Here is a 15,369-nt window from a genome sequence, read left to right as displayed (position 1 = left end):
TTACCTAAGAATGACATTTAATTTATATTCAAGGGTATTTATTGCATTGAATTTCTGTAAATCTATGAATTGGTAAAAATAAGTAGCATACGCGACTTTATTTTTAGTGGAATAAACGAAATAATCGTTCTCGGATGTTGAGCACGTATCTTGCATAATTCAAATAACTCATACGTGGTTTTTATTTACACCTTATTATTTCATTTTTGGAGCCAGTGATGGAATTAGACCGCTTTGACAAACAAATTCTGGAAATATTAACCCATGAAGATGTGAATCTGAATGAACTGTCAGAGCGAATTAATCTTTCGGTCAGCTCGGTTCATCGTCGTATTAAACATTTAATTGATACCAATGTCATGACCAATGTACGCCGCGACATTAATTATCAAAAACTCGGCTTTAGCTTACATGTATTACTGCAAGTTTCTTTAAGTAAGCATGATAGCGATACTTTTTCCAAATTTTTAGAAGAATTAGAAAGTATTCCAGAAGTCATTAATGCTTTTTTGGTCACAGGGCAGTCGGCAGATTTTATTGTGGAAGTGATTGCACGTGATATGGAAAATTACAGTCAGATTCTCCTGAATCGGATTGGTAAGATTGAGCATGTGGTTGCATTACATTCCAGTTTCGTCATTAAGGAATATAATGTATTTAACTGTCGCGGTTTATTGAATAAGGTTTAAACATTCAAAACTTTTAATATCAGTTTAATCGCTGATATAAGCAATACCGTATGTATTCATCAATAAAAAAACGCGCTCATAGGCGCGTTTTTTTATTTTTTGAAAGATTACTCATCTAGCTGAGCTAAAACTTCTTCTGTAAATTCAACGTTGGTATAAACGTTTTGCACATCATCTAAATCTTCAAACATATCAATCATTTTCACGATTTTTTTCGCTTGATCGATATCAGAAATCAATGCTTTCGTTGAAGGGTTCATCACGACTTCAGCATTGTCAGATTTTAAGCCCGCAGCAGTCAACGCATCCTGTACATCACCAAACGATTCTGGTGTAGTAATGACCAGAATTTCGTCTTCAGTCACTTCAATATCTTCCGCACCTGCTTCTAAAGCGACGTCCATAATTTTGTCTTCTAAAGAAACATCTTCAAAAGTAATTTCGCCACGCTTAGTAAACAAGAATGCCACTGAACCATTGGTACCTAGGTTACCATCGGTTTTAGAAAAACAGTGACGAACATCTGGCACAGTACGGTTTAAGTTGTCAGTCATTGTTTCTACGATTACCGCAACACCACCCACGCCATAACCTTCGTAAGTGACCTCTTTTAAATCAGCATTTTCTTCACCGCCAACACCGCGCTGGATTGCACGGTTGATCGTATCACGTGTCATATTTGCGACTAATGCTTTCTCAACGACAGCACGTAAACGTGGGTTAGATGCAACATCACCACCGCCTAAACGTGCGGCTGTAACGATTTCACGAATGAATTTTGTGAATACTTTAGCGCGGCTCGCATCTTGTTTTGCTTTACGATGCTTAGTATTAGCCCACTTGGAATGACCCGCCATGCGAAATATGCTCCTTGTAGATTGGCCTTATGCCAAATCAAATTGAGCAGATTCTACCATAAGCCCTTTTTTTAGAGAAAGGGCTTAAGTTTGAGTTTTTAAACAATTGAACGGTGCTATTTGGGTTCAGGAATAATAATGTCCAATCCCACATTTTCTTTATACAACTTTTGCATAAGTGCTAGGTCGTGATGAAGTTCAGTGGGATAAATTTTGCCAAAAATACCACCTTGCTTGGTTTGTGAGTTGGCATACATCAAAACAATAGGCACATTGGCAGCTTTGGCAATATGCCAAAATCCTGTACGGATAGGTTTGCGGACTTCACCATCTTTTGCACGAGTTGCCTCAGGTGCAATGACCAAATTAAATTTTTCGTGAGAGGCAAAAAGGTCGACCATTTGTCCCACAATATCTTGATTAGATTTACGGTCAACTGGAATTCCGCCAATAGCTTCTAGCAATGGTTTCAACGGGCCCTTAAACAATTCTTTTTTGATGAGGGTATGAATTTTAATATCGTAAATTTGGAACAAGGCGAGAGATAAAACAGCATCCATCATTGAGGTGTGCTCAAAACCCACAATTACTTGTTTGTTTTCGAGGGTATTGGGTTCTACGTGATATTGCCAGCCCGCAAGTTTAAATGCGGATTCGCCAATCATTTTTTTTAACATAGCGGATCTTAATGTTATGGGGTTAATCAAGCTTGCTAATGTCTGCTTATTTCAAAATAAGGTCAATAGCTGGAATGATGTAATTGCATATATAAAATACAAGTGTATATTTGGTTTTTTGTTTTGTTGTAGCGTCTCGGTTATACCAACAAATTGTCATATTTATTCGTTTTATTGATCAACTCATTGAAAAAAAGTCTTAATTTATTGGAAAAATCACTATTCATTGCACTTAAACCATATTAGACTTTTGTCTTAGATGAAATGGAACTTCATTGGATATCTGTCGTTTTACTAAAGCAAGTTTAGGATTGAACAATATGATGTATTTTTCCGCTTTTCTGTTGGTCTTTTTGTTTTTTTTATTGGTCGTGATTTGGTCTTTAATCGAATTCTATTTAGATTTTCGAAAAAATAAATCAGTTAAATCATAATGAATGAGACAATTTACTGTATTTTTTGTTGATCTATTGAGTTTAATTTTTATATACAAAGCATGAGCTTTACGACCAATGCTTTAAGTTGAAAAATAAGAATTCTGTTTAAACTTAAGGGTGAAATAAACGTCAAAGTATGTCGTTTTAAATTCAAGCTTTATATATTTTTCTAATAATTTTTTTATACTCATTTTAATTATTACATTTATAGTTTTATAAAAATGGAACAACTGAATCCATCTGACTTAAAAGCAATTCTTCATTCAAAACGTGCAAATGTCTATTACCTTGAACATGCTCGTGTCATGCAAAAAGATGGTCGAGTGCTTTACCTCACCGAAGCCAAAAATGAAAACCAATACTGGAATATCCCAATTGCCAATACCACAGTGATTTTACTCGGTACAGGTACGTCGATCACTCAGGCAGCGATGCGAATGCTCGCCAGTGCAGGGGTATTGGTTGGTTTTTGTGGGGGAGGTGGAACGCCACTTTTTATGGGTAGTGAAATTGAGTGGATGACACCGCAAAGTGAATACCGACCAACAGAATATATGCAGGGCTGGATGCAATTTTGGTTCGAAGATGAAAAGCGTCTAGCTGTGGCAAAACAATTTCAACATGCGCGTATCGATTTTATACGGAAAGTTTGGGATAAAGACCGGGATTTAAAAGAACAGAGTTTTTATTTGGATGATCGGGATATTCAAACTGCACTGGATGGTTTTGAAAAGAAGATTCCTAACACCACAAAAGTCGGTGATTTGCTTTTGCATGAAGCGGCCATGACCAAACAACTTTATAAAGTTGCAGCCACACGCAACAAAATGAGTTTTGAGCGCAATCGTGAACAGGGTGATTTAGCCAATGATTTTCTCAACCACGGCAATTATTTAGCCTATGGATTGGCAGCGACGACACTTTGGGTTTTAGGCATTCCACATGGTTTTGCTGTGATGCATGGCAAAACCCGCCGCGGGGCTTTGGTCTTTGATGTGGCGGATTTAATTAAGGATGCTGTAGTACTTCCTTATGCCTTTATTTGTGCAAAAGAAAAAATGACTGAGCAAGAGTTTCGTCAACAGATACTTCAGAAATTTACGGAGCATAAATGTTTGGATTGGATGTTTGATCAAGTGAAGGAAGCGGCTTTGTCTTCTAAAAGTGGAGATGAAGCATGATCGTGACTTTCGTTAGCCAGTGTGAAAAGAAAGCTTTAGTTCGGACGCGCCGTGTATTGGATGCTTTTGCTGACCGTATTGGCGATAACACATGGCAAACGGTCATTACCGAAGATGGTCTAATTGCCGTTAAAAAATTATTACGTAAAGCTGTCACGAAAAGCACTGCGGTAAGCTGTCACTGGATTCGGGGCAGACGTCGAAGTGAATTGCTGTGGATTGTGGGGAATCGGAATAAATTTAATGCGCAGGGCATTGTGCCTGTGAATAGCACTCAAAAAGAAGTATTTATGGATGTGACAACAATGAAAGCTAAACAAGATCAATTTTATGCGAATACAAAATTACAGCCTTTAGCAGAACATTCTTTTGCAATTGGATATATTGCACAGAAACTTTTTGAACGTATATTAGATAATGAGGAACATCAAAATTTATCGAAAGTTGCTTATTTGGCAGGGTGTTTACATGATTTGGGGAAGCTAGATCCACATTTTCAAGATTGGGTGAAAAAGCAAAAACAGAAAGATCCTGATGAGGATGGGCAGCATATTGATGTTAAATTCACATTTGATAAACATCCGAGACATAATGAAATTTCTCTCTTACTGTTTAACTTATTAGAGAAGCAATGCGTAGGTTTAAATAATCCTCAAAAAGAAAGCTTGCAACATGTCATTTATTGGCATCATGCCAAGCCCTACCGTCAGAAAGATGATTTTACAGGTGTTATTAAGGTATATGAGTACTTAACAAAAAATCTGAATGATGATGCATTTGAAAATTTGGTTAAAAATGCAGTTTTAATGCTCAAAAAAATACAACAATCTGCAAGCCATTATTCAAGTGAATTTACACAGATTGAAAAACACTTACTTTGGTCTGTTGAGTCTTTTAATGATCTGATTGAAAGTTTTCAATATGATTTTAAAAGTGCTGAATTCCCTGAATTTAAACGCTACTTGATCACAGATACTTTAGCAAAGACAAGACAGAAAATTTCATATAATGCACAGCATAATTTACTGCGTGCCTGTGTTATTAGTGCAGATCGTTTAGTATCTTCATGGTCAGCAGATGAGTTAATTGAAAATTTAGCACAACAGTGCTTGGATGATTTTATTGAAGATACTCAAGAAGAAATTTCAACATTAATGTCTTCTTTAGAGGGGGTAGCACAGAAATTTCCAAATAGTGAGCGAAGTCAAAAACAAAACGAAATTGCACAAAAACTTGCGGATGTTCGAGATATTTCTGTGCTTTCAGGTGCAGCAGGATGTGGTAAAACCAAAATTGCACTAGAGTGGGCGAAGTTAAAAAATGCACAAAAAATAATTTGGGTTTGCCCACGTATACAAGTTTGCCAAGGTATTTTTGAGGAACTGACAACTGATTATTTACCCGATGCAAAAATTGAAATATTTACAGGTGAGTTTAAATATACCAATTCATGGGAAAACCTAACACCTGAAAATGAATATTTTTCGGGTGATGTGGTGGTTACAACGATTGACCAGATTTTAGGATCAATTACAACCCATTCCAAAGTAAACAGCTTATTACCCTTTATGAATGCTCATGTGGTCTTTGATGAATACCATGAATATATTGGTATGGAAATTTTCAATTTATTGTTTGCAGAATTAATTGCCAATAAAAATATGCGTAAAGCGTATGAAAAAAATACGTTATTGGTTTCAGCAACACCACATTATTTATATTTAAAAGAAATTCTTGGTATTGGAAGCGATGATGTTATTGAAATGCCATCATTTAATCAGAGTCATTACCAAGTTAATTTTATTGATTATGACGATGCCGATAAGCTCAACAGTCCATTTTTTAAAAAATATGATACAAAAACTTTTGTTATTAGTAATACTGCATTAACAGCACAACAAAGTTTTATTTATCATCAGCAACACGAAAATAGCATTCTATTCCATTCAAAATTTAAGCGTAGTGATAAGAAAAAATGGTTTGGGGAAGTGTATGAATCATTCAAAAAAAATGGAACAGCACAATATGATGTTTTGAGAAGTGGCCCTATTGTTCAGGCATCTTTAAATATTAGTTGTAATGCAATGTTAAGTGAAATGACGCATGCTGAAAATATTTTGCAACGTCTAGGACGTTTAGATCGTTTTGGGGAAAATAATGCTGTAAATATTCTAACTATTGCAATTACCGATGATATTAAACAAGGAAAATCTAAAGGTTCATCTGCAAAATTTTTAAACTCATTGCATGGTTTGCAATCTGCTAAAGTTTGGTATGAGTTTTTACACCATCAGCTTGCAGATCAAACTTTTACTTTACCCAAGTTGTATAAACTCTATAAAGATTTTTATTTATCTCCTGAGAATGAAAAAAGTCAGCAATTACTTTTGCAAGATCTAGACAAAGCAATAAAGAGCAGTATTCTGCAATTGAATAATAAAGTGACTGAACCTGTAAAAGTAGTCAAAAAATCAATAACAGAGCGTAAGTCTAAAATCAGTAAAAACTCATTACGGGGTGATAGTCGTTTTGTACAATTGGCTGTGCTGAATGTAAATGATTATAAAAATCCAATTTTTGAGAACTCTTACGCTTATCAACCACCTTTGGATGATACAACTGAGTTTGATAATTTGACAGAATCACTAAGCATAATTCGAGATTTAGGGTTAATCACTTTTATTGCACAAAAGCATGGAAATATCGATGTTACACATCCTGTGCAAGGTATTCCCGAAAAGAAACAAACTACAAGATGTATAGTTTTAGAAAATTATGCACGAGATGCAGAATATCCACTTTATTTAAGTTACATCGAAGATGATTTAAATAAGGTTGGAGGGACGGGGGTAAGACATACAGAGGCAATTTATTATGCAGTTTGCGATAAACAACCAATTGGTGCAATTTCATTAAATAAAATTCAAGTTTTAACTACAAACTAAAAAGAGGGTGAAAAAATGTCAAAAGTTACAGGAATTAAAAGCGTAGATTTTAAAATTACAGCATATGGTTATGGCGTTGTGAATTGGAATGGTCCAACGACATTAACAGGTGATGATGGTACGACTGTAGATAATCATAGTTTACCTAAATTACGTGGTTATTCTAATTTAACAGGTAGAATTAAAGAAACAGGTTATAAATATAAGAAAGAAGCATCAGATATCGACTTTTCGAAAACGCCTTTATATATCAGTCAAAACTGTATTCGTCATCATTTGTTCCGTGACCAAGCATATGATTTACATTATGCCAAAGATAAAAACTTGATTGATGTACTAGCATCAATCACAGGTTTAATTCGTGGTTATGTTGTGCCATCAAGTCAATGTAAACGTACAAGCCCATTGTTGATTACAGATTTTATTGATCAGTTGGGTAATGGTAACTTTGAACAAATGGGGCGTTCAGGTTCTAAAGAAAAAGGTAAAGATGATAAAGGGAAAGATGTTGCAAGCAACTCTTTCTATTCAAAAACTACCTTTGGCGATACTGAATATGTGGCTTATGGTTCAATTAGTATTGAACAATTAGAATTTATTTCACTGGATAAAAAATTTGATCGTGCATCCATGATTATTAAAGAAGGTGAAGGTGAAAAAATTGCCGAAACCGTACAAGAATTTATTCAACAATTGGACGCAAGTCGTCAACCTAAAGCAGTTTTCCATCCGAATTATGTCCGTAAAGGTACAATTTTTGAAGAAGGGGAAGTGGGAATTTTATTAGATAACACTGCAATAGATATTCTGGTAAATGAAACATTAAATTTATTACGTGAATTGAGTATTAAGCAGGCAAAAGGCTATATGTACGTTGAATCAGTAGAAGTTGATTATAATGACAGTAATAAAATGATGCGTATTAAGCGTTCGCCTGAACAAGCAAATTTAGAACCGCAAATGGATTATGCCGTTTACTTCGAAGCACAATAATGGGGTGATTTATGCAAATCATTATTGAATATGAGTCTTCATGGCGAAATTCATTTTTGGATGGTGAAGATAATACCGTTAAAAGAAATTTTATCGGTTCAATGACTGCTTTGGGTGATAAAAAAGCGAATAATTATAAGGCAAGGGCTATTACTAAAAATACTGTAATGGGGATATTAAATCGTTTGATTGGTGATCAGCGAAAATTATATGATGCAAGAAGTCGTAAAGATTATTATTTTAAAGAAATTGAAGAAACCTTGAATGAGAGCGATATTAAAGATATTGCTGTACTTGATCAGGAAATAATATTTTTGCGAAATATATCGGGAAGTACAGATCAAAATGCATTTACAGGAATGATCAAAGCTCAGGATAAAGCTTTTACGTCTGAATTTTCATCTAGGCTTTGGGGAATACTTTTTCAGGATATTGATACTGTTGTCCAATTTATATTAGATGAAAACTATCGATTCCCATCATTTGATGAGGTATTAGATCCTTTGATTGTCATTAACCAGTTAGAGGAACTGAATGCCTTAAAGCCAATTGAACTTGTAGATGAATTACAAAAAGCATATGAGTATATTGTACAAAACTTTCCTGATGTTGATTTCAAATTGACAGCAAAAGGTTTGTTCACACCAGTTAGTTTTTATACTTCGGCTTTATATATACAAATCTCTAGGCTTGCTCAGCATTATGATCTTTCAGAAATTTTGACAAAATCTGGTGGGTTAAGTGGTATTTCAAAAAGAGGATTTACGAAGAAAGACTTTATGGATCGTTATACAACTGGAAATAAAAAAATCATTTGGGGAAATCCATATATCAAGAATGATTTTTTAGCAGGTGAAGGTAAAGTTAAAAACTTCTTAACAAAAGCGAGTGGTCGTTTGGAAATTACGCTTCATCTTTCTAAAGATCAGGCTAAAGATTTGGAAGAAAAAATTGAGAATGCAGGCGTATCATCTTTTTACTTAGGTAAAAAAGGTCTTGCTTATGTTATAGATATTCGATGAGGTGATCGATGAAATATTATATTGAGGTGACCTTAATCGAAAATCCTGAATTGGTGACTTATCAATTATGGTCGAAACTTTATACACAATTGCACATTGCTTTTGCTGAAGTAAAAGACATAAATGATAAGGTAAATATTGGCGTATCTTTTCCCCAATATCGTTTTAATCAGGAAAAAAGTATTGGGTTTTTAGGTACAAAGCTTCGACTTTTTGCTCAAAATGAAGCTGATTTGAAAAAACTTGATCTTAAAAAATGGTTAGATCGATTCACTGATTATGTTCACATCACTTCTATTCGAGAAGTCCCAGAGAATATAAAAAGTTATGCCATCTATAAACGTAAGCAAGTGAAAACCAATGCCGAACGTTTGGCGCGCCATCGCGTAAAACGCGGTGATATTGGTTTTGATGAAGCTTTGGCTCGTTATAGCAATGTTGTTACAACAACGGATCTGCCATTTGTCCAAATGAAAAGTTTAACTTCAGATCAAATGTTTAAACTTTTTATAGAAAAGAAAAATGCTGAACAATCTGAAAGTCAGGTTTTTAGTACCTATGGTTTAAGTTCACAGAGTTCCGTACCTGAATTTTAACCCAATATTTTTTCATTCTTTAACAGCTTAATAAAATCAATAGGTTATAAACGTGAGTTAAAACTTGGGTCTTTTATGGATTTTTAGTATTAACTCACTGTTATAACTTTATTTTTTGCTATAAAATTACTGTTCACTGCCATGTAGGCAGCTTAGAAAATAAAAAAACCACCGAAATGGTGGCTTTTAATGTTCACTGCCATGTAGGCAGCTTAGAAAGATATTTAAGCTTCCTCTACTTTGTCGGTATTGTTCACTGCCATGTAGGCAGCTTAGAAAAAAGCTTCATCTAGACGAAGCCCGATATTTAAGTTCACTGCCATGTAGGCAGCTTAGAAAATCATCACAATACTCACATATTTGATTGATTTGTTCACTGCCATGTAGGCAGCTTAGAAAAAGACTGCTCACGCTACGTAACAGTAGGTTTTGTTCACTGCCATGTAGGCAGCTTAGAAATTAATAAGAGTTAAAAGCTTTGTTATGTGTCCGTTCACTGCCATGTAGGCAGCTTAGAAAATTTAGGAAAAACATAGACTGAACAGCAATCAGTTCACTGCCATGTAGGCAGCTTAGAAAGACTAAACTGCAACTTGTTCCATGCTCGCCAAGTTCACTGCCATGTAGGCAGCTTAGAAATTGGGTACAAGATTACCAGATTTATGTAGGTGGTTCACTGCCATGTAGGCAGCTTAGAAACAACAGACAACCACTTAGCAATCATTTCTCAAGTTCACTGCCATGTAGGCAGCTTAGAAAATAAAGCTTTACAATCTCTGCGTTAGAACGACGTTCACTGCCATGTAGGCAGCTTAGAAATTTTCCGCTTCTGTAGCTTTAGGATGGGGTTTGTTCACTGCCATGTAGGCAGCTTAGAAAGTACCTCACGGGTTTACTCTCTAATGTTATTACGTTCACTGCCATGTAGGCAGCTTAGAAAATATTCTGCTTATGCAGATACTTGAAGTGCTGGTTCACTGCCATGTAGGCAGCTTAGAAAAATTGCGGATAGGCTTTAAGGACAATGAATAAGTTCACTGCCATGTAGGCAGCTTAGAAATACCACGCTGACCAAACAATAGCGAGTTGGTGGTTCACTGCCATGTAGGCAGCTTAGAAAGTTGGAAGAATACGGACAAGTCGGCTCAACTGGTTCACTGCCATGTAGGCAGCTTAGAAATCCAAAGAAGCGGATTAGTTTTTTAGCGCACCGTTCACTGCCATGTAGGCAGCTTAGAAAAAGGCAAATAACGCTTTCAAATTTTACTCACTGTTCACTGCCATGTAGGCAGCTTAGAAAATCTCTATCACTCAGCCAATGTACATACACACGTTCACTGCCATGTAGGCAGCTTAGAAATTGCTGATGTAATTGCTCAAGCGAAATCACACGTTCACTGCCATGTAGGCAGCTTAGAAAAAAACCAGAATGTCAGCAATCTATTCTCAACGGTTCACTGCCATGTAGGCAGCTTAGAAAAGTAGAAGTACCGAACATATCAAACTTATTTCGTTCACTGCCATGTAGGCAGCTTAGAAATTAATATACGATATTTCGTATAATGTATAATAGTTCACTGCCATGTAGGCAGCTTAGAAAATTATCATTCGCAAAATAATTATAAGGTCGATGTTCACTGCCATGTAGGCAGCTTAGAAAGTGAATGAGTTTGTTGAGCCCGCAGCAACAGAGTTCACTGCCATGTAGGCAGCTTAGAAAAAAGCTATTCTGAATATGCGGAGGGTGTTTTTGTTCACTGCCATGTAGGCAGCTTAGAAAAAAGCTATTCTGAATATGCGGAGGGTGTTTTTGTTCACTGCCATGTAGGCAGCTTAGAAATTTTAAATCCGAACTAAAGAACACATCAACAAGTTCACTGCCATGTAGGCAGCTTAGAAAACTAGATATTTAAATGGTCGGTCTACGTTATTGTTCACTGCCATGTAGGCAGCTTAGAAATAAAGGTTATGGTGATAAGTCTTTAATTGCACGTTCACTGCCATGTAGGCAGCTTAGAAAGATGGGGAGATTGTTGCATGGTCTGGATTAAAGTTCACTGCCATGTAGGCAGCTTAGAAATAAAACAGCTTCAGATCTCGTTATAGCCTCATGTTCACTGCCATGTAGGCAGCTTAGAAAATGAATAGTAAAGGCTATTTGGCTTACTATCAGTTCACTGCCATGTAGGCAGCTTAGAAATTACACTTCAGCAGATTAATTTATATTTCAAGGTTCACTGCCATGTAGGCAGCTTAGAAAATCACGCTGTTCGGCTTTCATGCCTACTTTTTGTTCACTGCCATGTAGGCAGCTTAGAAATGACAGAAAACGATGGTGTGTTGTTAAAGCAAGTTCACTGCCATGTAGGCAGCTTAGAAATATTGCTTTGGTAGGTTCTTTATTAAGTTGTAGTTCACTGCCATGTAGGCAGCTTAGAAAATCTGCTGAGCACGAGTGTTCGTCATCGAGCGGTTCACTGCCATGTAGGCAGCTTAGAAAATTAATCGTCACACCTCGAGCAATATCAATCTGTTCACTGCCATGTAGGCAGCTTAGAAAATGCCCATTTTGTGGCGGTGAAGACCGCTTTCGGTTCACTGCCATGTAGGCAGCTTAGAAACACTTAATTAAATCATCTTCGATAATCAGCGCGTTCACTGCCATGTAGGCAGCTTAGAAAACGATCATTGGTAATTCCTGGTTTAAACGTACGTTCACTGCCATGTAGGCAGCTTAGAAAACTCAAAACCGCATAATTATTCTCCAATCCCAGTTCACTGCCATGTAGGCAGCTTAGAAATCAAACAGCAGTACATCAGTATCTATCTGATAGTTCACTGCCATGCAGGCAGCTTAGAAATCCATAACAAAGAAGCCATTGATTTGATGTACGTTCACTGCCATGCAGGCAGCTTAGAAAATCCAGACTTAAAAAATATCGAATCATTTCTTGTTCACTGCCATGCAGGCAGCTTAGAAAAGTCACATAGAAAATACCAATTTGAATTTGGAGTTCACTGCCATGCAGGCAGCTTAGAAAAGACTGTAAAGTGAGTGTTTTACTATTAATTTGTTCACTGCCATGCAGGCAGCTTAGAAAAATCAATGGACCCCAGCCAAGCGGATAACCCCGTTCACTGCCATGCAGGCAGCTTAGAAATACTTGCTATTAATGAACATCCAACATACCAAGTTCACTGCCATGTAGGCAGCTTAGAAATGTCTCCAGTTCGATCTTTTTATCTATGGCATGTTCACTGCCATGTAGGCAGCTTAGAAATTTAATTTTAAACAATAAACATCACTATAATATGTTCACTGCCATGTAGGCAGCTTAGAAATGACTAGATGAATACACGCTATGCCAAGCTCAAGTAAACTATAAGGATTTAAAAAAGGAAGCTGGATACGATTTCAGCAAACTATGCATATGATTTAAATTAATAATTCTATCGGAGATGTGCTTTGCTATAATCCCGAGGCTTTTTAATATATGACAATTTTATGAAATTTAAAATTTTATTTGCTTCGACTTTATTGTTAGGTTCAACTCAATTTTTAGCAGCAATGCCTGTTGATCAACTATTAGGCTCATGGAAGGTAATTGATGATAAATCTGGAAATTACATTACAGAAATTGCAATTCGTAAGAATTCTAAGACTCAACAATATAGTGCAGCTATCACTAAGTCGTATGCATTACCGGGTACACTAGCGGCAGATGTCTGTACGAAGTGTACAGGGGCATTAAAAAATAAATATTTGTTTGGTTTAGAAATCCTCACGAATATGCAGGCAACATCAAAAAATAAGTTTAATAATGGGGTATGGGTTAACCCACAAAATGGCCTTGTTTATATTATTAATGCAGATCTAAGTAATACTGGTGAGCAAATGAAGGTTTTTGGTAAGTCAAAGTCTGATAACACCACGACAATCATGACTTGGAAGAAATTATAAATAACTCTCCGAATGTGGCTGTCGTAAACCACTTTTGTTGATTTCTAAAAAAACCATCATTTGATGGTTTTTTTTACATGGATATTCGTGTGAACGAGCATTAATCCATGAGATGTATATTGTGATGATGTCTGCAAGATGGAACTATTTTGAGCACAGGAAAAGAGTCTTTCTATATCCTCCAGAGCAATAAGAATTCGCCCACAACCATTAATTGCTAAAACATGTAGAACATTATCAATAATCCCTATAAATTTCTCCATTCTACGACGCCCATCTTTTAATTGAACTTCAGCTTAGTTGCACAAGTATTCATCATTAAACAGTACTGAATAGCTGTCTGAGTAAGTTGGATTTCGTTCTTGTTTGCGCATACCATTGAGTATTGGGATCAACCCAGAGCAAGATATTTACTCGATTCATCAAAGTTTGATGATAAGAAGATCAATTGGTTGAGCGATAGATTGTAGGTGTAGGTTAGTTTATCTGAGGAATATATGACTGAACAAAGCATTACAGACAGCTTTGTGTAACAAAGTAAAAGTAAAAAAATTTAATCAGATTTATATGTTTTTATTTAAAAAAGAAAAATTGGATATCTTGTTACGATGACTTTGAAAAAATATTGGAAATATCAAATCAAGTATCAAATTCTAATCAATAGCTTCTTCTAAGCTTGTTTTATAAGCCCCTAAAACAATGTCTTCAATAGCATTCATTACTTCTCTCAATTTCCTTTCGCGGACCTGATCACCTACAGTTACGTCTCGATCATCATCTTTTGGATTCAGTAGGCACTTAATTGTGTACTGCCCGTAATCAAGGTTTTCTGCAATAGTGCCAAAGGTTCTACGCAGATCATGGAAGCTAAACTCAATGCCACAGGATTTATTGATTTTTTGGCGTACTTTGGAAATATTCACAATATGACCAGAAGTAGATTTGGCAGAAGGGAATACCCACTCATTTGTTGCTTGAGCATAACGTTTTTTCATGAGGGTAAATAGAAAGTCACCCATAGGCAGGCTGTGTGGCGCACCATTCTGTGAATCTATTGAGGTAATTCGACCATGCTTTAAGTCAATACGGGTCCAAGGCAAAGATTCACATTCTTCACGTCTAAATCCTGTAAGAATCAAGGTAAGTAGAAAATCTCGATTGGTTTCTCGCTGTTGACCACGGTCTTTATATTCAAATACTGCTTTAATCCAGTGAGGTAGTTGCTCCTCATTAATATAGCTTTTGCGTCTGCTCATTTTATTCCATGCTTTTTTAGCATCGAGAGTTTTGGTTGGATTATGAGTATCCAGAATAGATCTACCATTTTCATCCAGATAATGCTCAACCGAATAATTATAGATGGCTCGGAAAACACGCATCGCCATATTTGCTTGAGCCATACTTCGTTGTGACAACTCAGAATGCTTGGCTTGAATCATTGATCTGGAAATTTTATCCAGTGTTATGTTATTCCAATCTTTTAGGTAGTCATCAACCACCAGCGTGTAGTCTTTAATTGTTCTAGGCTTAAGGCTTTTATGGAATAGGTAATGATCAAATGCCTGTTTTAATGTTGGCTTAGTCTTAGATAAATCTGATTTTACTTTTTCTTTAGCAATCGCGTTTCTTTTAACGTCATTTGGATTGATGCCTTGAGACATCTGTGCAAGTTTGTCACTGGCAATATCGCGTGCTTGGGAGAGGGTTAAGTTTCCATGTAGACCAATTGTAGACCGCACAGTCTTGCCAAGGACTTTTTTCTCAACGATATAGGTTTTACAAGTAGTATTGACCCGAATAGCAAAGCCGATCAAGTCACTGTCTCTATAGATAGCAGGCGTCATTTCGAGTTGATCAATAAATGTCTTTGTTAGCTTTACTCTTTGAGATGACATCGCTAGAATCGCTATCAATTGCAATATTTAGCAATATAGCACAATATTTTCTAGCGTCTACTATGCGTCTACAAGCAAAAAATACTTGCTCAATAAGGAAATGTTAGATAGTATTG

10 protein-coding genes and 1 CRISPR repeat array are annotated in these 15,369 nt (G+C 36.1%); of the genes, 7 read left to right on the top strand and 3 right to left on the bottom strand.

Going from position 1 to position 15,369, the window contains the following annotated elements; translation table 11 throughout:
• Positions 1 to 218 precede the first annotated feature (218 nt).
• Positions 219 to 689, top strand: coding sequence for an Lrp/AsnC family transcriptional regulator (locus M5E07_RS10365; protein ID WP_116762633.1), 471 nt, complete (start codon positions 219 to 221; stop codon positions 687 to 689).
• A 107-nt stretch (positions 690 to 796) separates the two neighbouring features.
• On the opposite strand, the gene M5E07_RS10360 is transcribed toward M5E07_RS10365, so the two are convergent.
• On the bottom strand, positions 797 to 1,546 hold the full coding sequence (locus tag M5E07_RS10360; RefSeq protein WP_016167535.1) for a YebC/PmpR family DNA-binding transcriptional regulator: 750 nt from the start codon (positions 1,544 to 1,546) through the stop codon (positions 797 to 799).
• 116 nt (positions 1,547 to 1,662) lie between these two features.
• A complete protein-coding gene (locus tag M5E07_RS10355; protein WP_252219036.1) occupies positions 1,663 to 2,223 on the bottom strand; it encodes a 1-acyl-sn-glycerol-3-phosphate acyltransferase in 561 nt (186 codons plus the stop codon).
• A gap of 658 nt (positions 2,224 to 2,881) precedes the next feature.
• Between M5E07_RS10355 and cas1f the strand changes: the two genes are divergently transcribed.
• From cas1f to M5E07_RS10325, 6 genes are all read left to right on the top strand, one after another.
• Positions 2,882 to 3,841 (top strand): type I-F CRISPR-associated endonuclease Cas1f, encoded by a 960-nt coding sequence (gene cas1f / locus M5E07_RS10350; protein ID WP_252219034.1) that lies wholly within the window; start codon positions 2,882 to 2,884, stop codon positions 3,839 to 3,841.
• The gene (locus M5E07_RS10345) at positions 3,838 to 6,786 is read left to right on the top strand and encodes a CRISPR-associated endonuclease Cas3'' (protein WP_252219032.1); all 2,949 of its coding nucleotides are present in this window, start codon (positions 3,838 to 3,840) and stop codon (positions 6,784 to 6,786) included. The genes cas1f and M5E07_RS10345 overlap by 4 nt, the downstream gene beginning before the upstream one ends.
• Positions 6,787 to 6,801: 15 nt before the next feature.
• Complete coding sequence (gene cas7fv, locus M5E07_RS10340; RefSeq protein WP_252219030.1) at positions 6,802 to 7,779, top strand: type I-Fv CRISPR-associated protein Cas7fv; 978 nt, start codon at positions 6,802 to 6,804, stop codon at positions 7,777 to 7,779.
• 11 nt (positions 7,780 to 7,790) lie between these two features.
• Positions 7,791 to 8,801: a type I-Fv CRISPR-associated protein Cas5fv gene (cas5fv, locus tag M5E07_RS10335; protein ID WP_252219028.1), complete on the top strand. Its 1,011-nt coding sequence runs from the start codon at positions 7,791 to 7,793 to the stop codon at positions 8,799 to 8,801.
• 8 nt (positions 8,802 to 8,809) lie between these two features.
• Positions 8,810 to 9,397, top strand: a complete 588-nt coding sequence (gene cas6f, locus M5E07_RS10330; RefSeq protein ID WP_252219026.1) for a type I-F CRISPR-associated endoribonuclease Cas6/Csy4 — start codon at positions 8,810 to 8,812, stop codon at positions 9,395 to 9,397.
• 131 nt (positions 9,398 to 9,528) lie between these two features.
• Positions 9,529 to 12,739: a CRISPR direct-repeat array (repeat unit 28 nt; unit sequence GTTCACTGCCATGTAGGCAGCTTAGAAA).
• Positions 12,740 to 12,902: 163 nt separating this feature from the next.
• On the top strand, positions 12,903 to 13,358 hold the full coding sequence (locus tag M5E07_RS10325; protein ID WP_252219023.1) for a DUF2147 domain-containing protein: 456 nt from the start codon (positions 12,903 to 12,905) through the stop codon (positions 13,356 to 13,358).
• A 653-nt stretch (positions 13,359 to 14,011) separates the two neighbouring features.
• Here M5E07_RS10325 and M5E07_RS10315 read toward each other — a convergent pair.
• A complete protein-coding gene (locus M5E07_RS10315; RefSeq protein WP_252219020.1) occupies positions 14,012 to 15,253 on the bottom strand; it encodes a tyrosine-type recombinase/integrase in 1,242 nt (413 codons plus the stop codon).
• Between the last annotated feature and the right edge of the window lie 116 nt (positions 15,254 to 15,369).

The organism is Acinetobacter tibetensis, from assembly GCF_023824315.1.
Lineage (GTDB): Bacteria > Pseudomonadota > Gammaproteobacteria > Pseudomonadales > Moraxellaceae > Acinetobacter > Acinetobacter tibetensis.
This window is presented reverse-complemented; position numbering and strand designations above follow the sequence as displayed.